At 71.1% G+C, this 22722-nt stretch carries 17 protein-coding genes; 8 read left to right on the plus strand and 9 right to left on the minus strand.

Translation table 11 applies throughout. The features are described 5' to 3' along the window. Positions 1–38: 38 nt before the first annotated feature. Positions 39–2117, minus strand: coding sequence for a DNA gyrase/topoisomerase IV subunit B (locus ACFVHK_RS10010; RefSeq protein WP_376928688.1), 2079 nt, complete (start codon positions 2115–2117; stop codon positions 39–41). A gap of 146 nt (positions 2118–2263) precedes the next feature. Here ACFVHK_RS10010 and ACFVHK_RS10015 point away from each other — a divergent pair, with 146 nt between their 5' ends. Further along, a complete protein-coding gene (locus ACFVHK_RS10015) occupies positions 2264–2500 on the plus strand; it encodes a DUF7455 domain-containing protein (protein WP_129235351.1) in 237 nt (78 codons plus the stop codon). 73 nt (positions 2501–2573) lie between these two features. On the opposite strand, the gene ACFVHK_RS10020 is transcribed toward ACFVHK_RS10015, so the two are convergent. The 4 genes from ACFVHK_RS10020 to ACFVHK_RS10035 form a co-directional block, all read right to left on the minus strand. Further along, positions 2574–3317: a type 1 glutamine amidotransferase gene (locus ACFVHK_RS10020; RefSeq protein WP_376928689.1), complete on the minus strand. Its 744-nt coding sequence runs from the start codon at positions 3315–3317 to the stop codon at positions 2574–2576. Then, positions 3314–4570, minus strand: coding sequence for a Mur ligase family protein (locus ACFVHK_RS10025; protein WP_376928690.1), 1257 nt, complete (start codon positions 4568–4570; stop codon positions 3314–3316). The genes ACFVHK_RS10020 and ACFVHK_RS10025 overlap by 4 nt, the downstream gene beginning before the upstream one ends. Positions 4571–4577: 7 nt before the next feature. Beyond that, positions 4578–5966 (minus strand): RNA polymerase sigma factor, encoded by a 1389-nt coding sequence (locus ACFVHK_RS10030; RefSeq protein ID WP_376928691.1) that lies wholly within the window; start codon positions 5964–5966, stop codon positions 4578–4580. 314 nt (positions 5967–6280) lie between these two features. Beyond that, positions 6281–7198, minus strand: a complete 918-nt coding sequence (locus tag ACFVHK_RS10035; RefSeq protein WP_129234321.1) for a proteasome assembly chaperone family protein — start codon at positions 7196–7198, stop codon at positions 6281–6283. A 114-nt stretch (positions 7199–7312) separates the two neighbouring features. On the opposite strand from ACFVHK_RS10035, the gene ACFVHK_RS10040 reads away from it, so the two are divergent. The 3 genes from ACFVHK_RS10040 (at position 7313) to sucB (ending at position 11876) form a co-directional block, all read left to right on the plus strand. After that, positions 7313–8782 carry a leucyl aminopeptidase gene (locus ACFVHK_RS10040; protein WP_376928692.1) on the plus strand — a complete coding sequence of 490 codons (1470 nt, stop codon included), beginning with the start codon at positions 7313–7315 and terminating at the stop codon, positions 8780–8782. 93 nt (positions 8783–8875) lie between these two features. Continuing rightward, positions 8876–10249: a dihydrolipoyl dehydrogenase gene (gene lpdA / locus ACFVHK_RS10045; protein ID WP_129234319.1), complete on the plus strand. Its 1374-nt coding sequence runs from the start codon at positions 8876–8878 to the stop codon at positions 10247–10249. A gap of 67 nt (positions 10250–10316) precedes the next feature. Beyond that, on the plus strand, positions 10317–11876 hold the full coding sequence (gene sucB / locus ACFVHK_RS10050; protein ID WP_376928693.1) for a 2-oxoglutarate dehydrogenase, E2 component, dihydrolipoamide succinyltransferase: 1560 nt from the start codon (positions 10317–10319) through the stop codon (positions 11874–11876). Here the strand turns inward: sucB and ACFVHK_RS10055 are convergent. Beyond that, entirely contained in the window at positions 11873–13534 is a 1662-nt protein-coding gene (locus ACFVHK_RS10055) for a hypothetical protein (RefSeq protein ID WP_376928694.1), read from the minus strand. The two genes, sucB and ACFVHK_RS10055, sit on opposite strands and share 4 nt — an antisense overlap. A 112-nt stretch (positions 13535–13646) precedes the next feature. Here ACFVHK_RS10055 and lipB point away from each other — a divergent pair, with 112 nt between their 5' ends. From lipB to ACFVHK_RS10070, 3 genes are all read left to right on the plus strand, one after another. Continuing rightward, positions 13647–14288, plus strand: a complete 642-nt coding sequence (gene lipB / locus ACFVHK_RS10060) for a lipoyl(octanoyl) transferase LipB (RefSeq protein WP_376928695.1) — start codon at positions 13647–13649, stop codon at positions 14286–14288. Then, a complete protein-coding gene (lipA, locus tag ACFVHK_RS10065) occupies positions 14285–15274 on the plus strand; it encodes a lipoyl synthase (protein WP_376928696.1) in 990 nt (329 codons plus the stop codon). The genes lipB and lipA overlap by 4 nt, the downstream gene beginning before the upstream one ends. Positions 15275–15360: 86 nt before the next feature. Next, positions 15361–16083 (plus strand): DUF4191 domain-containing protein, encoded by a 723-nt coding sequence (locus ACFVHK_RS10070; RefSeq protein ID WP_129233537.1) that lies wholly within the window; start codon positions 15361–15363, stop codon positions 16081–16083. 69 nt (positions 16084–16152) lie between these two features. Here ACFVHK_RS10070 and ACFVHK_RS10075 read toward each other — a convergent pair whose 3' ends face one another. Then, a complete protein-coding gene (locus tag ACFVHK_RS10075; protein ID WP_129233536.1) occupies positions 16153–16584 on the minus strand; it encodes an RDD family protein in 432 nt (143 codons plus the stop codon). Between the two features lie 137 nt (positions 16585–16721). Here ACFVHK_RS10075 and glnA point away from each other — a divergent pair, with 137 nt between their 5' ends. Next, positions 16722–18146 (plus strand): type I glutamate--ammonia ligase, encoded by a 1425-nt coding sequence (glnA, locus tag ACFVHK_RS10080; RefSeq protein WP_376928697.1) that lies wholly within the window; start codon positions 16722–16724, stop codon positions 18144–18146. A 140-nt stretch (positions 18147–18286) separates the two neighbouring features. Here the strand turns inward: glnA and ACFVHK_RS10085 are convergent, their stop codons facing one another. Together ACFVHK_RS10085 and ACFVHK_RS10090 are read right to left on the minus strand one after the other, a co-directional pair. Beyond that, positions 18287–21301, minus strand: coding sequence for a bifunctional [glutamine synthetase] adenylyltransferase/[glutamine synthetase]-adenylyl-L-tyrosine phosphorylase (locus tag ACFVHK_RS10085; protein WP_376928698.1), 3015 nt, complete (start codon positions 21299–21301; stop codon positions 18287–18289). A gap of 13 nt (positions 21302–21314) precedes the next feature. After that, a complete protein-coding gene (locus ACFVHK_RS10090) occupies positions 21315–22652 on the minus strand; it encodes a glutamine synthetase family protein (protein ID WP_129233533.1) in 1338 nt (445 codons plus the stop codon). Between the last annotated feature and the right edge of the window lie 70 nt (positions 22653–22722).

Consider the following 22722-nt stretch of genomic DNA (forward strand, 5'->3'; position numbering starts at 1 on the left):
AGCCGGTCGTGGCGGGCGCGATCGCCCACCGAGTCAGCTCAGGCGTCGATGCGATCGCGCGTGAGCGCGGCCGCGCTGTCGACGATGAACTCCTTGCGCGGCGCGACCTCGTTGCCCATGAGGAGTTCGAACACGCGGCCGGCGTTCTCGGCATCGGCCACGCCGACACGTCGGAGGGTGCGGTGCCGGCGATCCATGGTCGTCGACGCGAGCTGGTCGGCATCCATCTCGCCGAGGCCCTTGTACCGCTGGATCGGGTCCTGGTAGCGCTTGCCCTGCTTGCGGAGCGTCGCGAGCACGCCCGCGAGCTCCTTCTCGGAGTAGGTGTAGATCACGTCGTTCGGCTTCGACCCGGGGTTCATCACCACGACGCGGTGGAGCGGCGGCACCGCGGCGAACACGCGGCCGTCCTCGATCATCGGCCGCATGTAGCGGAAGAAGAGCGTGAGCAGCAGCGTGCGGATGTGCGCGCCGTCGACGTCGGCGTCGCTCATGATGATGACCTTGCCGTATCGGGCGGCGGAGAGGTCGAAGGTGCGCCCGGAGCCGGCCCCGATGACCTGGATGATCGACGCGCACTCGGCGTTGCCGAGCATGTCGGCGATGCTCGCCTTCTGCACGTTCAGGATCTTGCCCCGGATGGGCAGCAGCGCCTGGTGCTCGCTGTCGCGGGCGAGCTTGGCCGTCCCGAGGGCCGAGTCGCCCTCGACGATGAACAGCTCGCTCTGCGCGACATCCGTCGACCGGCAGTCGACCAGCTTCGCGGGCAGCGACGAGGTCTCGAGCGCGTTCTTCCTCCGCTGGGTCTCCTTGTGCGTTCGCGCCGAGATGCGCGCCTTCATCTCGGAGACGACCTTCTCGAGCACCAACGCGGTCTGCGCCTTGTCGTCGCGCTTGGTCGACGCGAAGCGCTCGCCGAGCGCCTTCTGCACGACGGATGCCACGATCGAGCGCACCGCGGGCGTGCCGAGCACCTCCTTGGTCTGGCCCTCGAACTGCGGCTCCGGGAGGCGAACCGTGAGCACTGCGGTGAGGCCCGCGAGCACGTCGTCCTTGTCGAGCTTGTCGTTGCCGACCTTCAGCCGGCGGGCGTTCTGCTCGACCTGCTGGCGGATGAACTTCAGCAGCCCCTGCTCGAAGCCCGCCTGGTGCGTGCCGCCCTTGGGCGTCGCGATGATGTTGACGAAGCTGCGCATGACGGTGTCGTAGCCCGTGCCCCACCGGAGGGCGATGTCGACGTGGCAGTGGCGCTCGACGTCGGTCGGGATCATCGCGCCGTGGTCGCTCAGCACGGGCACCGTCTCGGTGAACCGCCCGTCGCCCGTCAGCCGCCAGATGTCGGTCACCGGCCCGTCGACGGCGAGGTGCTCGGCGAACTCCGAGATGCCGCCATCGAAGTGGAACCGGTGGGTCTCGGGCTCCTCGCCGCGTTCGTCGGACACGGTGATCGCCAGGCCGGGCACGAGGAAGGCGGTCTGCCGGGCGCGGTTCAGGAGGTCCTCGAGTTGGAAGCTCGCACCGCGCGTGAAGATCTGCGGGTCGGCCCAGTACCGCACCCGCGTGCCCGTCACCGCCTTCGCGACACGCCCGACCTTCCGCAGCTCGCTCGACTGCTCGAACGGATGGAAGGGCGCGGTCGGGGACCGCGTGCCGTTGTCGTCGAAGGTGCCGGGCTCGCCGCGGTGGAAGGACATCGCCCAGGTCGCGCCCCCGCGGTCGACCTCGACGTCGAGCCGTTCCGACAACGCGTTCACGACCGACGCGCCGACGCCGTGCAGGCCGCCCGATGCGGAGTACGAGCCTGAGCCGAACTTGCCGCCCGCGTGCAGCTTGGTGAACACGACCTCGACGCCGGTGAGCCCGGTCTTCGGCTCGACGTCGACCGGGATCCCGCGGGCGCGGTCGCGCACCTCGACGCTGTCGTCGGGGTGGAGCACCACCTCGATCTCGGTACCGTGGCCGCCGAGCGCCTCGTCGACCGAGTTGTCGATGATCTCCCAGAGGCAGTGCATGAGGCCGCGCGAATCGGTCGAACCGATGTACATGCCCGGTCGCTTGCGGACCGCCTCGAGGCCCTCGAGGACGGAGAGATGACGGGCGGAATAGTCGGAGCTCACGTCGCACAAGCCTAGTGAGGGCCACCCCCGTTCCCGGCTCAGGCGCTTCGCGCTGAGCGAAATGCGGGGTCCTGCGGGACCGTCGCGCCCGGAGTCGTGTTTTCATTGAGGGACGGAAACGGCTCGTGAACTACGGAGGAGGCGCCATGAACCAGTACACCGACACCGCCGGTGCGGTCGACGAAGTCGACGCCCCGCACGAGCTGACTGCGCTCGACCGCTGCGACGCCTGCGGCGCGCAGGCCTACATCCGCGTGGTCGTCGCCAGCGGCGAACTCCTGTTCTGCGCCCACCACGGCCGCAAGCACGAGGAGAAGCTCTCGCAGATCGCCCACAGCTGGCACGACGAGTCGAGCCGGCTCCTCTCCGACACGCGCAACTGACGCGGTCCCACGACGAAGTCGAACGCCCCCGGAGGAATCCGGGGGCGTTCGTCGTCGTGGCGTTCGGGGCGTGTCAGGCGTCGGCGGATGCCGCGACTCCCGCTGCGCGCAGCTGGAGCTTCCGGGCGGCCTCCGCGAACCGGTCGACCTCGACCGACCGCTCCCCCGGCACGTACTGCGTCCCGGCGCGCGCGCACGCGCGTTCGAGCATCGCGTCGGCCAGCCGGGGGTTCTTCGCCAGGACGGGCCCGTGCAGGTGCGTGCCGATCACGTCGCCCATCCGCACGCCCTCCTGGCCGGAGCCACGGCCGTTGCCCGACCCGGCCTGGACTCGCCCGATGGGCGAGGCCTCGGCGCCGATGTAGTCGCGTGCGTGGTTCTCGAAGCCCACGAGGAGCCCCAGCCCGCCCGAGGCCTTCACCACGAGGTCGCCGGCCACGCGGCCGTCGCGCGGCACCGCACGCCCGGCGAGGATGCCGAGACCTTCGATGCTGCGGCCGTCGGCGAGCTCGACCCCCCAGCTCAGCAGCTCCCAGCCGGTGCCGACCGCGAGGATCGGCACCCCCTCGGTGCCCCAGCGACGGAGCTGGTCGTGGAGCCCGAGCAGGACGTCCCGGCTGCGCTCGAGTGACGCGTCGCTGCCCGAACCGAGGACCACGGCGTCGACTCGCTCGGGGAGGTCCGCGGGATCCTCGACCGCGACGACGCGTGCGTCGAGGCCGGCCCACCGCGCGCGTGCGGCGAGCACGGCGGCGTTCTCGGCGTCGCCGTTGGTGTTCTGCAGCGAGGGCAGCAGCGAGACGATCGTGAGGGTCATTCCGCTCCCGTGAGTCCGAGGTGGGCGCGCGTGCGCCGCATGGCGTCGGCAGAGAAGACGATCGTCTTCACTCCGCTCGTCGGCGCCGGGCCGGCGAGGAAGTCGTCGAGCGCGCGCCCGAGGTCGTGCTCGACCCGGTCGATCTCGACGCCGTCGTACGCCAGCATCAGGGCGGCCTCGTCGGCCTTGGACCCGCTGACGATCGAGACGCGGCCCAAGGAGGAGGCGTCCGTCGGCCAGAAGTACGACGGATCCCGCACGTCGGATCCGATCGCGAAGAGGATCCGGTCGGTGCCCGGGGCGATGCTGTCGACGTTCAACTGGTAGCTCGCGGGGTTCTGGACGAGGACGAAGTCGACCTCCTGCCCGCGGACCGTGACCCGCTCGCCGCGCCCGAAGACGGCGGGGATGGCGCTGAGGGCGCGCGCCGCGACCTCGGGATCGAACTGCTCGCCGAGGACGGCACGTGCGGTCGCGTACGCCGCGGCGGCGTCGATGGCATAGTGCGTGCCACGGGCGGGCAGGCCGATCGCGACGTCGCGACCGGCGTCCGCGAGCACGGCGGATGCTCCGTCGACGGAGGCCACGACGACGCCGTCGGCCGGGTCGAGCCGCTCGGAGCTGGTCTCGGTGTGGCCGAGTCCGCGCGGTGCGGCGGCGAGGACTGTCGGCGAGACGCCGAATCGGCGGACCGCGACGCCGTCGCGGAGCCCGCCGGCGATCCGCTCGAGGTAGGCGTCGTCGGCGTTCACGACGACGCAGCCGTCGGCGCGGGCCGCGATCTTCGCCAGCATGCCGGCGACCATCTCCGAGTCGTGGAACCGGTCGATCTGGTCGACCATCACGTTCGTCAGCGTCACGACCTGAGCGTCGACGCCCTCCATCACCCGGGCCCCGTGGCCCTCGTCCATCTCGAGCACGGCGACGTCGCCGGGCACGTGCCCGCGCCAGTCCGCCTGCTCCAGGAGGGCGGAGGTGAGGCCCTGGCTGATGTTCGCCGTCGAGGGATTCGTGAAGACCGCCTCGCCGTGCGCGCGCAGGATCGCCACGAGCATCTTGGTCGTGGTCGACTTGCCGCTCGACCCGGTGACGACGACGAGGCCGCGCGGGAATCCGGAGAGCGTGGTGCCCAGGTAGCGGGGCGCGATCGTGTTGACGACGAGGCCGGGCACCGCCGAACCGCCGCCCGGCTTGCGCAGCCGGGCGGCGATCCTGGTGAGCCGGCCGACGAGGATCGCCGGCGCGTACTTCACTGGCGGCCTACTCGAGGTAGTCGCGCAGCGACTGGGACCGGGACGGGTGACGCAGCTTCGCCATCGTCTTCGACTCGATCTGGCGGATGCGCTCACGCGTCACGCCGAAGGTGTCGCCGATCTGGTCGAGCGTCTTCGGCATGCCGTCGCCGAGGCCGAAGCGCATGCGGATGACGCCGGCCTCGCGCTCGCTCAGGGAGTCGAGCAGCGACTCCAGCTGCTTCTGCAGCATGGTGAAGCCGACCGCATCGGCCGGGACGACCGCCTCGGTGTCCTCGATCAGGTCGCCGAACTCGCTGTCGCCGTCCTCGCCGAGCGGGGTGTGCAGCGAGATCGGCTCGCGGCCGTACTTCTGGACCTCGATGACCTTCTCCGGGGTCATGTCGAGTTCCTTCGACAGCTCTTCCGGCGTGGGCTCGCGGCCGAGGTCCTGCAGCATCTGGCGCTGGACGCGAGCCAGCTTGTTGATGACCTCGACCATGTGCACCGGGATGCGGATGGTCCGGGCCTGGTCGGCCATGGCGCGCGTGATCGCCTGGCGGATCCACCACGTCGCGTAGGTCGAGAACTTGAAGCCCTTGGTGTAGTCGAACTTCTCGACCGCGCGGATGAGGCCGAGGTTGCCCTCCTGGATGAGGTCGAGGAACTGCATGCCGCGGCCGGTGTAGCGCTTGGCGAGCGAGACGACCAGTCGGAGGTTCGCGCCGAGCAGGTGGCTCTTCGCGCGCTGGCCGTCGCGGGCGACCCACTGCAGCTCGCGACCGAGCTGCGAGCGCTTCTCGGCGTCCGACATGTGCGAGAGCTTCTCCTCGGCGAAGAGCCCCGCCTCGATGCGCATGGCCAGCTCGACCTCTTCGGCCGCGTTCAGGAGCGCGACCTTGCCGATCTGCTTCAGGTAGTCCTTGACCGGGTCGGCCGTCGCGCCGGTGATCGTCGACGAGTAGACGGGGATCTCGTCCTCGTCGTCGGATGCCCGGAGCACGATCGCGCCCGTCGGGTGGGGCTCGACGGGTGCGGGCTTGGCCTCCTCGTCGTCGCCGGACTCCTCCGTCGACTCCTCGCCGGACGCGGCCTCGTCGGTCGCGTCCTCGACGGCGACCTCCGCTGCGTCCTCGTCGAGCTCGTCCTCGTCGGAGCCCTTCGCCGCGCCCTTGGCGCCCTTCGCCTTGCCGCCCTTGGCGGTCGACGTGCGAGGGCTCTTCGACGCGGTCGTGGCGCGCTTGCCGGTGGTCTCGCCCTCGGCCGCGGGGGTCTTGGACGCGGCGCCCTTGGACGCCGCGGTCTTGGTCGTCGGTGCCTTCGTCGACTTCGACGTCGACGTCCGCTTGGTCGTACCGGTGGCGCGGGGCGCCTCGGCCGACTCGTCGGTCGTCGCCGTGGTGGTCTTGGCTGCCATGTGTACTGAACCTCTTCCTCACCGTCGCGCGGCGCGTGGCCCCTGGGCGGGCCTGCCGGGATGTCTGACTGCGTCGCGACCCGGGTGATTTCGGACACGATGAGGACCCATGTCAAGTCCGCGGCTGATGCGACGGCAGTCGCACGGCGGACCAGAACGGGTCCTTCCCCCCATTATACAGGCCGAGACGCGTCGACCGACCGCGACCGCGCGGGGTTTCGGGGCGCACTCCGACCTGCACCATGTTCCAACGTCCGCACGGACGCCCGCATTCCCCGGTGGCCCCCTCCGGGCGGCCGCCGGCGGGCGGGACCTCAGCCCTCCTCGGCGTCGCGGTTGCGTCGCCGGGCGAGGAACTTCTCCAGCTCGGCGCCGATCTCGTCGGCCGACGGGAGCTCGCCGTCCTCGTCGGTGAGGGGCGACCGCAGGGTGGTGCCCTCCATGTAGTCGTCGTGGCGCTCCTCGAGCGTGTGCACGAGCTTCGCGAGCTCGCCGTTCTCGGCGACCTGCTCGTCGATCCGTGCCGTGAACTCGCGGCCCTGCTCGCGGAGCGAGTCCGTGGGGAAGATGCGGCCCGTCGAGGCGCTCACCGCCTCGAGTGCCGTGACCGCGGCCGACGGGAACTCCGCATCCGACAGGTAGTGCGGCACCAGCAAGACGAACCCCGTCGTCGGGTGGCCCAGCGTCTGCAGCCGGTACTCGACGAGGTGCAGCGCGTTGGCCGGCACCTGCGTCGTCGGCCGCCACACCGACATCGCCTCGATGAGATCGGTCCGGTTCCCGCTCACGGTGACGCCGATCGGCCTCGTGTGCGGCACCGGCATGGGGATCGAGTTGATCCACGTGGTCGACGCCACCTCGAACCGCTCGATCAGCTGGAGCACCGCGGCACCGAAGCGCTCCCACTGGAAGTCCGGCTCGAAGCCGGTGAGGAGCAGGAACGGCTGGCCGAGCTCGTCACGGGCCAGGTCGAGCGAGAGCCTCGGGGGCCGGTAGTCGGTGAGGTGGTCGCTCTCGAAGAGGATCACCGGCCTCCTGGCCCGGTAGTCCAGCAGCTCGTCGGCGTCGAACGTGGCCACGACCTCGCTGTCGAGGTTCGTGAGGAGGTACGCGGTCGTCTGCGCGACCGCCGATCCCGCGTCGGCGAACCCCGTGAGACCGGCGACGAGCGGGAGGCCGAGGGGCACCTCGACGTCGGCGTTGAGCTCGTAGAGGGAGCGGGGATCGCGCATACGACAAGGGTACCGACGGCCCGACCGCGTCCGGCCGTGCGCGCACCGCTGCGACCATGCCGAGAGCGAACACCGGATGCGGGAAGGATCGGGCGACGACCTACGATCGAAGCCATGTCCGTTCCCTCGATCGAGCTCATCGCATCCCCCGCCGCCACGACCGACGCCGATGCCGTCGTCCTGCCCGTCCGACGCACCGGCGACGGCCCGGTACCGGTCGTCGACGGCGGTTTCGAGTGGGTCGGCGCCGCCCTCGCACGGCTCGGCGCGAAGGGCGGACTCGACGAGGTGACGAAGCTGACGTCGCCCGACGGCGACGGCATCGTGGTGGCGACCGGCGTCGGCGAGACGACGGATGCCGCGTCGCTGCGTCACGCGGGAGGCGCCGCGCTCCGCGCCCTCGCCACCGCATCGTCCGTCTCCCTCGCCGGAGACGGGCTCGACGCCGCGCTCGCCGAGGCGTTCGCCGAAGGCGCCGCACTCGGCGCCTACACCTTCACCGAGTACCGCGAGGGCCCGACCGGTCCCGGCCGGTTGACGCTGCACACCGAGCACGACGCCGCGGCCGTCCGGCTCGACCGGGTCCGCAGCGTGGTCGCCGCGGTGGCGCGGACGAAGGACCTCGTGAACACCGCGCCGAACGACCTGCCGCCGACCGCGCTCGCCGACCTCGCGTCGCAGGCCGCGGAATCGGCCGGCGTCGAGGTCCGGGTCTACGACGAGGCCGCGCTCGCCGAGGGCGGCTTCAACGGCATCCTCGCGGTCGGCGGGGGCTCCTCGCGCCCGCCACGGCTCGTCCGCCTCGAGTACGCCCCGGCCGGGGCATCCGCTCATCTCGCCCTGGTCGGCAAGGGCATCACGTTCGACTCGGGCGGGCTGTCGCTGAAGCCCGGCGCCTCGATGGTCGGCATGAAGTCCGACATGGCCGGCGCCGCCGCCGTGCTCTCCGCGATCGTCGCGCTCGCCGAGCTCGAGGTGCCCGTGCGGGTCACCGGATGGCTCTGCCTCGCCGAGAACATGCCGTCGGGCACCGCGGCTCGACCGAACGACGTGATCCGGATGAAGGGCGGCACCACCGTCGAGGTGCTGAACACCGACGCGGAGGGGCGCCTCGTGATGGCCGACGCGCTCGCGGCCGCGAGCGAGGAGCAGCCGGACGCCATCGTCGACGTCGCGACGCTCACCGGCGCCCAGGTGGTGGCACTCGGCAACCGCATCACGGGACTGATGGGCGAGGACGAGCTCGTCGGAGACCTGCGCGCCGCGGCCGAGGCCGCAGGCGAGCCGATGTGGCCGATGCCGCTGCCGGAGGACCTGCTGCCGCTGCTGAAGTCGGACGTCGCGGACCTCGCCAACACGAAGCTCGGCACCGTCGTGCCCGGCATGCTCCTCGCCGGCGTCTTCCTGCAGCAGTTCGTCGGCCGACGCGACGGCGAGGACGCACCCCGGATCCCGTGGGCGCACCTCGACATCGCCGGGCCGTCGTACAACACCGCGGCGCCCTGGGGATTCACCGGCGCCGGAGGCACCGGAGCCGCCGTGCGCACGCTCATCGCGCTGGGCGAGCGGGCCGCCGCCAAGTAGTACAGTCGTCTGGGGCGATCCTCGCCCCAGACGTTCCCCGGCCACGAACCGGGTGACTCGCGCCGCAGATCCGATGCGCAAGGGAGATTCCGTTTGTCCGAGCAGAACTTTGACCTCGTCATCCTCGGAGGCGGCAGCGGAGGGTACGCAGCGGCGCTGCGCGCCGTCCAGCTCGGCCTCAGCGTGGCCCTCGTCGAGAAGGACAAGCTCGGCGGCACCTGCCTGCACCGGGGTTGCATCCCGACGAAGGCGCTCCTGCACGCCGCAGAGGTCGCCGACAACTCGCGCGAGTCGGAGAAGTTCGGCGTCCGGTCGAGCTTCGAGGGCATCGACATCCCGGCCGTGACGCGATACCGCGAGGGCATCGTGGCGAGCAAGTTCAAGGGTCTCCAGGGGCTGATCAAGGCACGCGGCATCACCGTGTTCGAGGGCGAGGGCCGACTCGAGGGTGCGAAGACCGTCGTCGTCGGCGATGACCGCCTCACCGGCGAGAACGTCGTCCTTGCCACGGGTTCGTACTCGCGCTCGCTGCCGGGCCTCGAGATCGCCGGCCGCGTGATCACGAGCGAGCAGGCGCTGGAGCTCGACTTCGTGCCCAAGAAGGTCGCGATCCTCGGCGGCGGCGTCATCGGCGTCGAGTTCGCGAGCGTCTGGCGCTCCTTCGGCTCCGAGGTCACGATCATCGAGGCGCTCCCCCACCTCGTCCCGAACGAGGAGGAGTCGATCTCCAAGCAGCTCGAGCGCGCCTTCCGCAAGCGCGGCATCGACTACAAGCTCGGCGTGCGCTTCCAGGGCGTCACCCAGCACGACGACGGCGTCGTCGTGACCCTCGAGAACGGCGACACGGTCGAGGCCGAGCTCCTGCTCGTCGCCGTCGGTCGTGGCCCGGTCACCCAGAACCTCGGGTATGAAGAGGCGGGTGTCACCGTCGACCGCGGCTTCGTCATCACGAACGAGCGCCTCGAGACGAGCGTCCCCGGCGTCTACGCCGTGGGCGACATCGTCCCCGGCCTCCAGCTCGCCCACCGCGGCTTCCAGCAGGGCATCTTCGTCGCCGAGGAGATCGCGGGCCTGAACCCGATCATCGTCGAGGACGTCAACATCCCGAAGGTGACCTACAGCGAGCCCGAGGTCGCCTCGGTCGGCTACACCGAGGCGCGCGCCGCCGACAAGTTCGGCGCCGACCAGGTGTCCTCGTACGAGTACAACCTGGCGGGCAACGGCAAGAGCCACATCCTCGAGACGAGCGGATCCATCAAGGTCGTCCGCGTGAACGACGGCCCCGTGGTCGGCGTGCACATGATCGGCGCCCGAGTCGGCGAGCTGATCGGCGAGGCCCAGCTCGCGGTGAACTGGGAGGCCTACCCCGAGGACATCGCTCCGCTGATCCACGCGCACCCGACCCAGAACGAGGCGCTCGGCGAGGCGTTCCTCAAGCTCGCGGGCAAGCCGCTCCACGCGCTCTGATCCCGTCGCGCGGAAACACGACTGCAATAAGCTAGAACGCGTCACACGCTGTGAAGGAGACAAGCGAATGAGCGAATCCGTCAGCCTCCCGGCACTCGGCGAGAGTGTCACCGAGGGCACGGTCACCCGCTGGCTGAAGAACGTGGGAGATCGAGTCGAGGTCGACGAGCCGCTGCTCGAGGTTTCGACCGACAAGGTCGACACCGAGATTCCATCGCCCGTCGCGGGCGTCATCGAGGCGATCCTCGTCCAGGAGGACGAGACGGTCGAGGTCGGCACCGCGCTCGTCACGATCGGCGACGGCTCCGGGGGCGGAGATGCTGCGCCGGCCGAGGAACCGCAGGCCGAGGCCGCGCCCGCCCCGGCAGAGGAGGCTCCGGCCGCCCCTGCTCCTGCTGAGCAGGCCCCGGCCGCGCAGGAGGCGCCCGCTCCGCAGGAGGCGCCCGCTCCGCAGGAGGCGCCCGCTCCGCAGCAGGCACAGACCGCTCCGGCACCGGCACAGGAGGCTCCGGCCGCCCCGGCTCAGGAGGCGCCTGCTCAGCCGCAGGCTCCGGCTCAGGAGGCTCCGGCCGCTCCGGCTCCGGCTCAGGAGGCGCCTGCTCAGCCGCAGGCTCCGGCTCAGGAGGCTCCGGCCGCTCCGGCACCCGCGCAGCAGGCTCCGGCCGCGCAGCAGGCTCCGGCTCAGGAGGCGCCCGCTCCGCAGCAGGGCGGATCGCACGCCGGCACGTCCGGCTACGTGACCCCGATCGTCCGCAAGCTCGCGAACGAGCAGGGCGTCGACCTCGCCTCCGTCACGGGCACGGGGGTCGGCGGTCGCATCCGCAAGCAGGACGTGCTCTCCGCGGGCTCCCCCGCCACGGCCACCGAGGCGCCGGCCGCCAAGGCCGAGCGCCAGCCGCTCGAGACCTCCCCGCTGCGCGGCACCACCCAGCCGATGACGCGTCTGCGCAAGGTCGTCGCCGAGCGCGCGGTCGTCTCGATGCAGTCGACCGCACAGCTCACCTCGGTCGTCGAGGTCGACGTCACGCGCGTGGCACGCCTTCGCGACCGCGTGAAGGGCACGTTCCAGGAGAAGACCGGCACCAAGCTGTCGTTCCTGCCGTTCTTCGCCCTCGCCGCGGTCGAGGCGCTCCGCGCCTACCCGATCATCAACTCGACGGTCGACGGTGACGCCATCGTCTACCCGGAGCGCGAGAACCTGAGCATCGCGGTCGACACCGAGCGCGGCCTGCTCACACCGGTCGTGCGCGACGCGGGCGAGCTCGACATCGCCGGACTCGCCGGGCAGATCGCCGACCTGGCCGAGCGCACCCGCAACAACCAGCTCAAGCCCGACGAGCTCGCCGGCGGCACGTTCACGCTGACCAACACCGGGTCGCGCGGCGCGCTGTTCGACACGCCGGTCGTGTTCCTCCCGCAGACCGCGATCCTCGGCACCGGCGTCGTCGTCAAGCGCCCGGTCGTGATCTCGGATGACGGCTCCGACGCGATCGCGATCCGCTCGATGGTCTACCTCGCGCTGTCGTACGACCACCGGATCATCGACGGTGCCGATGCGGCGCGCTTCCTCACGGCGGTCAAGGCCCGCCTGGAGGAGGGCGACTTCGAGGGCGACCTCGGGATCTAGTCGAACCACTCCCGCAGACGCCAACCGGCCTCGCTCCGCATCATCAGGAGCGAGGCCGGTTCGCGTTCGCCGAACGCGGGCACGCTGAGCACGACCGCGTCCCCGAGCTCGGCGGTGACCGAGATCGCGGACAGGTCCGCCGATCCCGGGACGATCGGCTCACCCGACGCCATCGCGGCCAGGTCGAGGGCCTCGATGGGCGCGCCGGGCTGTGCGTACGACGCCACGCACGCCAGGTCACGACCGGCGAGGCATCCCTGCCGGATCTCGAGCAGCACGGAGGCGGCCTCGACCGGGTCGGTCGCGTCGGATCCGGCTCCCCCGCCATCGCCCGCTCCTGCACTCTCCACGCCATCCGAGGCGCCGCCGGAAGCGCCGGCCGCCGCTCCCGCGGCCGGTGCGGGGGGCGGCGCCGTCGGCGCAGTGGATGCCACGGCCGACGCCGATCTCGCGGCAGCCGGATCGCCGTCGCCTCCGGCGGCGGGCGGTACTGCGGTGAGGAGGAGGACGAGCGCCCCCGTGCCGGCGAATCCCCCCGTCGCGAGCGCCGCCCGGCGGCGTCGGGCCCAGTCCCGGATCCGCCGGCGCGCGGCCCCGCCGACACCCCCGTCGAGCGTCTCCCCCAGCGCGTCGGCGATCCCCGGCAGCTGCGCCAGTTCGGCGAGGCGACGTGCCGCGCTGCGACTGGGCCCGTCGTCGGTCGGGTCCTCCGGTTCGCCGTGGTGCGACGACAGCGGTTCGGGCGGGATCCGATGCGGTGGTGGGATCGTCGGATCGATCGCGACCGGGTCCGCTCCGGCCACCACCCGCGGCACCCGTGACGGCAGCGTTCCGGCGACCGCTGGCCGCGCCGGGACGACGAGCGGTATCGGTTCGGCGACGGCGAACAGCGCCCGCTCGATCGCCTCGTGGTCGGGCGCGAACGGACGACCGAGCAGCATCGCCCGCGCGAGCTCGACCGGCGGCCCGAATCGTGGCGGCGCATTCGATGCGGCGGCGACCGTCTCCATCAGCGCCAGCAGCGCGGCGTGCGCGCGACGACCGCGCTCGACGCGTTCGGTGGCGGGCACGCGCGCGTCGGTCCGCTCGAGGGCGCCGAGGCCGATCAGGCGCGGGCGGCCCGCCTCGTCCACGAGCACGTCGGACGCTGCGAATCGGGTGTGCACGAGCCCGCGGCGTCCGAGGTCCCGCGCGGCGACGACGAGCGGCGCGAGCACGGTGACCGCCTGGCCGGGCAAGAGGTTCGCGCCGTCGAGCATCGATGCGAGCGATCGTCCCCCGATGCGTTCGACGACGAGGCACGCACGGCCGTCGGGAAACGCGGCGACGTCGAGGAGCCGCGGCACGGTGCCCGTCGGATCCTGCTCCATCGCCTGGATCTCGGTCGCGATCGCATCATCGTCTGCGGTGCGATCGTAGACGCGGACGACGACGAGCGCGGGTTCGGGGTCGGGTGCATCGGCGGAACCGCTCGGCGCCTGTCGGGCGACCGCGAGGTGCACGTCGGCGCGCTCGCCTGACGCGAGCCTGCGAAGGAGCCGGTATCCCCCGAGCACCGCGTCCGCGACGATCGGACGCTCGACGCTCGAGGGTTCGGGATGGGAACGTCGGGTGCGTCGGCCGGCGGAGCGGGCCTCGCGTCGCGAACGATGGACCATGACGACAGAGCATGCCGCGAAGCCCCTGCACGGAGCACGACGCGCGACCCCCTGTGCCCCGTACCCGAGACCACCGGCCGGTGGAGGACGAGATGCCGCCTAGACTGAAACCATGCTCGACTACGTCGACACGGGGCTAAGCGCCAACTCCGTGCCGTACAGCGAGGGCCTCTCCCTCCAGCGCGCCGTCCATCAGGCGGTGGTCTCCGGTCAGCGACCGGACACCGTCATCCTCCTCGAACACGAGCCGGTGTACACCGCCGGCAAGCGGACCTCGCCCGAGGAACGTCCGACCGACGGAACACCCGTGGTCGACGTCGATCGCGGCGGCAAGATCACCTGGCACGGCCCCGGCCAGCTGGTCGGATATCCGATCCTGCGCCTCATCGAGCCGATCGACGTCGTCGGATACGTCCGACGGCTGGAGGGCGTGCTGATCGACGTCCTCGCCGAGTTCGGCATCGACGGCACGCGCGTCGACGGTCGGTCGGGCGTGTGGATCGTGCGCGACGGCGTCGAGGAGAAGATCGCCGCGATCGGCATCCGCGTCGCCGAGGGCGTCACCATGCACGGCTTCGCCCTGAACTGCTCGAACTCGCTCGAGCCGTACCGGAAGATCATCGCGTGCGGCATCCGCGACGCCGGGGTCACCACCATGTCGCGCGTGCTCGACCGCACGGTCACGCCCGCCGACGTCGCCGACGTCGTGCGCGCACGGCTCGACGCCGAGTTCGCACGGGCGGTGGCCGCATGAGCGCCGACCCCGGCGGGCGGCGCATGCTGCGCCTGGAGGTCCGCAACGCCGAGACCCCGATCGAGCGCAAGCCCGAATGGATCAAGACCCGCGCCAAGATGGGCCCCGAGTACCGGCAGCTCCAGCAGCTCGTCAAGGGCGAGGACCTGCACACGGTCTGCCAGGAGGCGGGCTGCCCGAACATCTACGAGTGCTGGGAGGACCGCGAGGCGACCTTCCTCATCGGCGGTTCGCAGTGCACGCGACGCTGCGACTTCTGCCAGATCGACACGGGCAAGCCCGCGGACTACGACGTGGACGAGCCGCGTCGCGTCGCCGAGTCGGTGGTGCGGATGCAGCTGCGCTACTCGACGGTGACGGGCGTCGCGCGCGACGACCTGCCCGACGAGGGCGCATGGCTCTACGCCGAGACGATCCGCCAGATCCACGCCCAGTCCCCGGGCACCGGCGTGGAGATCCTCGTGCCCGACTTCTCCGGGAACCCGGAACTGCTCGGCGAGGTCTTCTCGGCGCGCCCCGAGGTGTTCGCGCACAACGTCGAGACGGTCCCGCGCATCTTCAAGCGCATCCGCCCGGCCTTCCGGTACGAACGATCCCTCGACGTGATCACGCAGGGGCGCGACGCGGGCCTCATCACGAAGTCGAACCTGATCCTCGGCATGGGCGAGGAGCGCGCCGAGGTCTCGCAGGCGCTCCGCGACCTGCACGACGCCGGCACCGACATCATCACGATCACGCAGTACCTCCGGCCGAGCCCACGGCACCTCCCGGTCGCGCGCTGGGTGCGTCCGGAGGAGTTCGTCGAGCTCAAGGCGGAGGCCGAGGAGATCGGCTTCCTGGGCGTGCTCGCCGGACCGCTCGTGCGCTCGTCCTATCGCGCCGGGCGCCTGTGGGCCCAGTCGATGCAGGCGAAGGGCCGCGAGCTGCCCAGGGAACTCGCGCATCTCGCCGACGCCTCGCTGGGGTTCGCGCAGGCGGTGGGCTGAACCACTCGGTTCGTTCCGCGACGAGGCGCCCCTCGGACCGCCGATCGCGGTGCGAGGGGCGCCTCGACCGCCGGTATCCTTGACGCATGGCACGCACCAAGGACGCCGGGTCCGCTCCCAAGCCCCAGAAGGAGCCCGGCCGCATGAAGCAGATGTGGCAGGTCTTCCAGATGACCCGCCGCTACGACTCCAGCGCCCAGTGGCTCATGCTCCTCGGCTTCCTGGCACCCGTCGCCGTCGGCCTCGGCCTCGCGCTGTGGCTGAGCGGCGGCAACGGCTTCACGATCGCGCTGTGGGTCATCGCGGGCGTGCTCGCCGGCCTGCTCATCGCGCTGGTGATCCTCGGCCGGCGTGCGGAGCGCGCCGCGTACTCGCAGATCGACGGACAGCCCGGTGCGGTCGGTGCGGTGCTCCGAAGCGGTCTCCGCGGCAACTGGGTCGGCAACGAGATGCCGGTGGCCGTGAACGGCAAGACCCAGGACGCCGTCTACCGTGCGGTCGGTCGTGGCGGTGTCGTGCTGATCAGCGAGGGACCGCGGTCGCGCACCGAGCGCATGCTCGCCGACGAGAAGCGCAAGGTGGAGCGCGTGCTGCCGAACGTTCCCGTGCGAACGCTCTCGGTGGGCCACGAGGAGGGTTCGGTCGAACTGCACCGGCTCGCCGCGACGCTCCGGAAGTCGAAGCGCACCCTGACCAAGCCCGAGGTCCTCGCGGTCACCAATCGGCTGAACTCGCTCCAGGCGTCGCTGCCGATCCCGAAGGGCGTCGACCCGATGCGCGTGCGCCCGCAGCGCGGTCGCATGCGCTGAGCTGCGACGACAGCATGCGGCATCCGTTCACCTGAGCGGATGCCGCAGCCGTCTGCGGCACGGGACCGGTCAGGCGCGGATCAGGACGGTGCCGGCGACCTTGTCGTGGAAACCGCGCTGGTCGGAGTCCCAGACGAGCGCGGGGACGACGACGACGAGCAGGAGCGTGCGCACGATCGGTCGCCACGGGCCGATCCACCCGCCGCGGACCGGCACGACGCGCATGCCGAGCAGGCGGTGTCCGACGCTGCCGCCGATCGTCGGGATGAAGAGCACCTGCATCAGCGCGAAGATGCCGAGCGTCGCCCACGATTGCGCCGTCGACGCGTACGGGCCGACCAGCAGCGCGATGACGTTCGCGATGAGCCAGTCGACCATGATGGCAGCGATCCGGCGGCCGATTCGCCCGACGGATCCGGTCCCCTCCTCCGGAAGCCCGAGCCGTTCGCCCGGATAGGTGCTGGGTGGGATGTCGCCTGTGGGGTTCACGGGGTCTGGCACCGGACGAGTCTACCGATCGCGCACCGTGTAACACGGTCGAAACATCGGCGTCACGGCAGGGAAACCCCACCCGGATAGCGTCGCAACCGGTCGAACGACTGCGTCCTCGCCATCTACTGCCCTTGGAGCACCGTCACATGTTCAGTGATTCTTCCGAAGTCCTCAAGTTCATCAAGGAGACGGACGTCAAGTTCCTCGACATCCGTTTCACCGATCTCCCGGGTGTGCAGCAGCACTTCAACATCCCGGCCTCCACCGTCGACGAGGACTTCTTCACCGTCGGCCAGCTCTTCGACGGCTCCTCGATCCGCGGCTTCGCGTCGATCCACGAGTCCGACATGCAGCTGATCCCCGACGTCTCGACGGCCTACGTCGACCCCTTCCGCGCCGAGCGGACGCTGATCATGGTCTTCGACATCTACAACCCGCGCAACGGCGAGATCTACGGCAAGGACCCGCGCCAGGTCGCCAAGAAGGCCGAGAAGTACCTCGCCTCCACCGGCATCGCCGACACCGCGTTCTTCGCCCCCGAAGCGGAGTTCTACATCTTCGACGACGTCCGCTACGAGGTGAAGCAGAACGCGAGCTTCTACTCGGTCGACTCCAGCGAGGGCGCCTGGAACTCCGGCCGCGCCGAGGAGGGCGGCAACCTCGCCAACAAGACGGCGTACAAGGGCGGATACTTCCCGGTCTCCCCGGTCGACCAGCACGCCGACCTCCGCGACGACATCGTCCTGAAGCTCATCGAGGCCGGCCTCGAGGTCGAGCGCTCGCACCACGAGGTCGGCACCGCCGGCCAGGGTGAGATCAACTACAAGTTCGACACGATGGTCCACGCTGCGGACGACATCCTGAAGTTCAAGTACATCGTCAAGAACACCGCGAACGAGTGGGGCAAGACGGCGACCTTCATGCCGAAGCCGCTCTTCGGCGACAACGGCTCGGGCATGCACACCCACCAGTCGCTGTGGAACGACGGAAAGCCGCTGTTCTACGACGAGGCCGGCTACGGCGGGCTCTCCGACGTGGCGCGCTGGTACATCGGCGGCATCCTCCGCCACGCCCCCGCGCTGCTCGCCTTCACGAACCCGACGGTGAACTCGTACCACCGCCTCGTGCCGGGCTTCGAGGCGCCGGTCAACCTCGTGTACTCGGCGGGCAACCGCTCGGCTGCGATCCGCATCCCGATCACGGGCACGAACCCCAAGGCCAAGCGCATCGAGTTCCGCGCGCCGGATGCCTCGGGCAACCCCTACCTCGCCTTCGCCGCGCAGCTCATGGCCGGCCTCGACGGCATCAAGAACCGCATCGAGCCGCACGAGCCCGTCGACAAGGACCTCTACGAGCTCCCGCCCGAGGAGGCCAAGGCGATCCCGCAGGTGCCGGGTTCGCTCGACGCCGTGCTCGACGCGCTCGAGGCAGACCACGACTTCCTCCTCGAGGGCGGCGTGTTCACCAAGGAGCTCATCGAGACCTGGATCGACTACAAGCGCGAAAAGGAACTCAAGCCGCTGGCCCAGCGCCCGCACCCGTTCGAGTTCGAGCTGTACTTCGGCGTCTAGACTCTCTCCCCCCATCCCCCCAGAGAGCCGAGGGCCCGTGTCGCGTTCTGCGACACGGGCCCTCGTGTGCTCGGCGGGCGAGGACGTCCCTGGTGCGGCGCGTCTCTCGCCGACACGAAGCGAGTGAGCGGGGTCGGCCCTCAGCCGACCGTGGGCTCCCGACGCTCCTGCGCGCCGTAGAACCCGCGCTCGAAGACCGCCCGTGCGCGACGGGTGACGGCGAGGTAGTCGTGCTCGAGTGCGGTGGCGGACCTCGGCGCGTAGCCCATGATGCGGGCGACGCCGTCGAGCTGGGTGCGCTCGACCGGCAGCACGTCGGTGGTCCTGTCCAGCCAGAGCGTGAGCGCGGACCTCGCACGTGACGCGAACATCCAGGCGACGCGCAGGATCTCCGCGTCGGACCGCTCGATGAATCGGGCCTCCACGGCGGATGCCAACGCGTCGAGCGTGGACGTGGTCCGGAGCGACGGGACCTCGGACGCGTGCTCCAGTTGGATCAACTGCACGAACCACTCGACGTCGCTCAACGAACCGCGCCCGAGCTTCAGGTGCCGCGTCGGGTCGGCGCCCTGCGGCAGGCGCTCGTTCTCGACGCGTGCCTTGATGCGCTTGACCTCGCGCACCTCCTGCTCGGCGATCGTCGTCGGGTAGCGGACGGTGTCCGCGAGCTCGGTGAACGCCTCGATGAGCGCCTGGTCTCCGGCGACGCCGCGCGCACGCAGCAGCGCCTGGGCCTCCCAGGTGAGCGACCAGCGGGCGTAGTACGCCCGGTACGCCTCGAGCGAGCGTGCCATCACCCCGTTCCGGCCCTCGGGCCGAAGGCCCGCGTCGAGTTCGAACGGCAGCCGCGCGTCCTCGCTCGTCCGGACGAGCTCCGAGACGATCTTCAGCGCACGGGTGTGCGCGGCATCCGGCTCGGCGGTCGTCGGGCGGTAGACGTAGAGGATGTCGGTGTCGGAGCCGATCCCGAGCTCGCGGCCCCCGAACCGACCCATGCCGACCACGGCGAACTCGATGCCGTCGTCGCCGCGTCGGATCGCGCGGAGCAGCGACTGCAGGTGGGCCTCGGCGACGTCGCTCAGGCCGTGGCCGAGCTCCTCGACCGTGCAGACGTCGAGGATGGCGGCGAGCGCGAGCCTCAGCACCTCGCGACGGCGCATCGCGCGGATCACCTTCGCCGCGGCCTCCAGTTCGCCGTGGCGGGCGAGGACGGCATCGCCTTCCTCCCGCAGCGCTGCGAGCGGACGCGGCCGGAGCTCTTCGAGGTCCTCGAGCCACGCCACCGCTTCGGGGATGTGCTCGAGCAGTTCGCCGGCGAAGCGCGATCCGGAGAGGACGCGGGTCAGTCGCAGCGCGGCATCCGACGAGTCGCGGAGCAGGCGGAGGTACCAGTGCGTGGTGCCGAGCGCGTCGCTGATCCGACGGAAGGCGAGCAGGCCGTAGTCGGGGTCGGCCCCGCCCGCGAACCACGAGATCAGCACGGGCATGAGGTGGCGCTGGATCGTCGCGCGCCGTGACACGCCCGCGGTGAGCGCGGCGATGTGCGCCAGTGCTCCGCGCGGGTCGGTGAAGCCGATGGCGGCGAGTCGCGCCTCGGCCTGCGCGCTCGTGAGCTCGAGCCCCTCGGCGGGCAGGGCGGCGACCGCCGACAGGAGGGGCCGGTAGAACAGGCGCTCGTGCAGTCCGCGGACGCGACGCCGCGTGGCCTGCCAGGTCTCGGTGATCTCGCCGGCCGTGCGTCCGAGCCCGGACGCGCGTGCGAGGGCCCGCCGCTCCGCGTCCTCGCGAGGCATCAGGTGCGTGCGGCGGAGCCGCGCGAGCTGGAGCCGGTGCTCGAGGACGCGCAGCACCCGGTAGTCGCGGGAGAACTCGGCGGCCTCCTCACGGCCGACGTACCCGTGCTCGGCGAGTGCCGCGAGAGCCGGCAGCGTCCCGGCCTGGCGGATGGCCTCGTCGGTCGCACCGTGGACCAGCTGCAGCAACTGCACGGTGAACTCGATGTCGCGGAGGCCACCGGGGCCGAGCTTCAGCTGGACGTCGACCTCGTCGGACGGGATGTGGTCGGTCACGCGCTCCCGCATGCGCTGGACCGACTCGACGAAGCCCTCACGCGACGAGCTCGACCAGACCTTCGGGGCGACGCCCGCGGCATATCTCGCTCCGAGGTCGGGATCGCCGGCGAGCGGGCGCGCCTTGAGCAGGGCCTGGAACTCCCAGCTCTTCGCCCATCGATCGTAGTACTGCAGGTGCGAGTCGAGGGTGCGCACGAGCGCGCCGTCCTTGCCCTCGGGGCGCAGGTTCGGGTCGACCTCCCAGAGCGGCGGCTCGATCCCGGGTTCGCCGATCGCGCGCATCGTCGCCATGGCGAGCCTCGTCGCGATCTCCAGCGCGCGCGGAGTCGTCGCGGCCTCCTCGTCGGCGGACTCGGCGACGAAGATGACGTCGACGTCGCTCACGTAGTTGAGCTCCCGGGCGCCGGCCTTGCCCATGCCGATGACGGCGAGGCGCGTCGCCTCGACCTGCGCCGCGGGGAAGCGTCCGGGCGCGGCCGGCTCCCCGTCGCCGCGAGCGGCGAGCCTCCGGGACAGGTGCAGTGCGGCCTCGATCGCACCCCCGGCCAGGTCCGCGAGGCCCGAGGCGACGACGTCCAGCGCGTCGACGGCGTCCGCACGCGTGAGGTCCCAGATCGCGACACCGGCGAGCATGCGCCGGTATCCGACGCGCAGCGCACGGGCTCCCGCATCGGCCAGGTGCGCCGGCGACGCGTCGACGGATGCCACGGCCTCGACCAGCTCGGCCGCGGCCTCGGCCTCCGACGGCGGCGCAACCGGTCGCTGGTGCAGCAGTGCCAGCTCGTCGATGTTCCGGAGGAAGAACTCGGCGAACCCGCGCGAGGCGCCGAGGAGGCGCGCGGCGCGGTCGAGCGCCGCGGCATCGCGGAGCACGGCGCGAACCGGCTCGGGAGCACGCTCGTGGAGCCGTCGGAGTTCCTCCAGCGCCTGGTCGGGGTCGGCGGCCGCGCCGAGCGCGTCGACGAGTTCCTCCGGCTCGACGCCGGCCGCCTCGGCGAGCTCGACGGACTCGGCCGCCGCGAGGTCGAGGTCGTCGAAGCCGGCGCGCGCCAGCGAACCGAGGGTCGGGGCGGTGCGCGTCATCCGGTGCCGACCGTCAGAGGATCTCGAGGTTGCGGACCAGCTCGAACGGCGTGACCTGGGTGCGGTAGTCGCGCCACTCGGCGCGCTTGTTCGCGAGCACGTAGTTGAAGACGTGCTCGCCGAGGGTGTCGGCGACGAGCTCGGAGGTCTCCATGTACTCGATGGCGTGGTCGAGGCTCGCCGGCAGCGGCCGGTACCCGAGCGCACGGCGCTCGCTGTCGGTCAGGGCCCATACGTCGTCCTCGGCCTCGGAGGGCAGCTCGTACCCCTCCTCGATGCCCTTGAGGCCCGCGGCGAGCAGCAGCGAGAACGCCAGGTACGGGTTCGCGGCCGAGTCGATCGCGCGGTACTCGACGCGCGCGCTCTGCCCCTTGTTCGGCTTGTAGAGCGGCACGCGCACGAGCGCCGAGCGGTTGTTGTGGCCCCAGCAGATGAAGCTCGGGGCCTCGTCGCCGCCCCAGAGCCGCTTGTAGGAGTTCACGAACTGGTTCGTGACCGCCGAGATCTCGTTCGCGTGGCGGAGGAGGCCCGCGATGAACTGTCGGCCGATCTTCGACAGCTGGTACTGCGCACCGGGCTCGTAGAACGCGTTCGCGTCGCCCTCGAAGAGCGACAGGTGCGTGTGCATGCCCGAACCGGGCTTGTCGGAGAACGGCTTCGGCATGAACGTCGCGTAGACGCCCTGCTCGATCGCCACCTCCTTCACGACCGTGCGGAACGTCATGATGTTGTCGGCCGTCGTGAGCGCGTCGGCGTAGCGGAGGTCGATCTCGTTCTGTCCCGGACCGGCCTCGTGGTGGCTGAACTCGACCGAGATGCCGAGGTCCTCCAGCATCCGGACGGATCGGCGTCGGAAGTCGTGCGCCGTGCCGCCGGGGACGTTGTCGAAGTACCCCGCCGAGTCGACGGGCTGCGGGCCCTCGGGGCCGTACTTCGACGACTTGAGGAGGTAGAACTCGATCTCGGGGTGCGTGTAGAAGGTGAACCCGGCGTCGGCGGCGCGAGCGAGCGTGCGCTTCAGGACGTTCCGCGGGTCGGCGACCGCCGGCTCGCCGTCGGGCGTGGTGATGTCGCAGAACATGCGCGCCGTGGGGTCGATGTCGCCCCGCCACGGCAGCGTCTGGAAGGTGGTCGGGTCGGGGTACGCGAGCAGGTCGGATTCGAAGGTCCGGCTGAGCCCCTCGATCGCCGAGCCGTCGAAGCCGATGCCCTCGGTGAACGCTCCCTCGACCTCGGCCGGCGCGATCGCGACCGACTTCAGCGTGCCGACGACGTCGGTGAACCAGAGCCTGACGAACTTGACTCCTCGTTCCTCGATGGTCCGGAGAACGAAGTCGCGCTGCTTGTCCATGCACACCCTTCCTCGATGCTCTCAGCGTAGTCGGTCGGGCCCTGGCCTCCCGCCCGGATGACGGCGGTGC

This window comes from Agromyces binzhouensis, assembly GCF_042672355.1.
Classification (GTDB): domain Bacteria; phylum Actinomycetota; class Actinomycetes; order Actinomycetales; family Microbacteriaceae; genus Agromyces; species Agromyces binzhouensis.

What these genes read in the sequence shown, in the direction of transcription:
- ACFVHK_RS10015 (WP_129235351.1), top strand. Translation starts at nt 2,264, where the DNA reads ATGAACCAGTACACCGACACCGCCGGTGCGGTCGACGAAGTCGACGCC.
- ACFVHK_RS10020 (WP_376928689.1), bottom strand. Translation starts at nt 3,317, where the DNA reads ATGACCCTCACGATCGTCTCGCTGCTGCCCTCGCTGCAGAACACCAAC.
- ACFVHK_RS10030 (WP_376928691.1), bottom strand. Translation starts at nt 5,966, where the DNA reads ATGGCAGCCAAGACCACCACGGCGACGACCGACGAGTCGGCCGAGGCG.
- ACFVHK_RS10035 (WP_129234321.1), bottom strand. Translation starts at nt 7,198, where the DNA reads ATGCGCGATCCCCGCTCCCTCTACGAGCTCAACGCCGACGTCGAGGTG.
- ACFVHK_RS10040 (WP_376928692.1), top strand. Translation starts at nt 7,313, where the DNA reads ATGTCCGTTCCCTCGATCGAGCTCATCGCATCCCCCGCCGCCACGACC.
- sucB (WP_376928693.1), top strand. Translation starts at nt 10,317, where the DNA reads ATGAGCGAATCCGTCAGCCTCCCGGCACTCGGCGAGAGTGTCACCGAG.
- ACFVHK_RS10055 (WP_376928694.1), bottom strand. Translation starts at nt 13,534, where the DNA reads ATGGTCCATCGTTCGCGACGCGAGGCCCGCTCCGCCGGCCGACGCACC.
- lipB (WP_376928695.1), top strand. Translation starts at nt 13,647, where the DNA reads ATGCTCGACTACGTCGACACGGGGCTAAGCGCCAACTCCGTGCCGTAC.
- lipA (WP_376928696.1), top strand. Translation starts at nt 14,285, where the DNA reads ATGAGCGCCGACCCCGGCGGGCGGCGCATGCTGCGCCTGGAGGTCCGC.
- ACFVHK_RS10070 (WP_129233537.1), top strand. Translation starts at nt 15,361, where the DNA reads ATGGCACGCACCAAGGACGCCGGGTCCGCTCCCAAGCCCCAGAAGGAG.
- glnA (WP_376928697.1), top strand. Translation starts at nt 16,722, where the DNA reads ATGTTCAGTGATTCTTCCGAAGTCCTCAAGTTCATCAAGGAGACGGAC.
- ACFVHK_RS10085 (WP_376928698.1), bottom strand. Translation starts at nt 21,301, where the DNA reads ATGACGCGCACCGCCCCGACCCTCGGTTCGCTGGCGCGCGCCGGCTTC.
- ACFVHK_RS10090 (WP_129233533.1), bottom strand. Translation starts at nt 22,652, where the DNA reads ATGGACAAGCAGCGCGACTTCGTTCTCCGGACCATCGAGGAACGAGGA.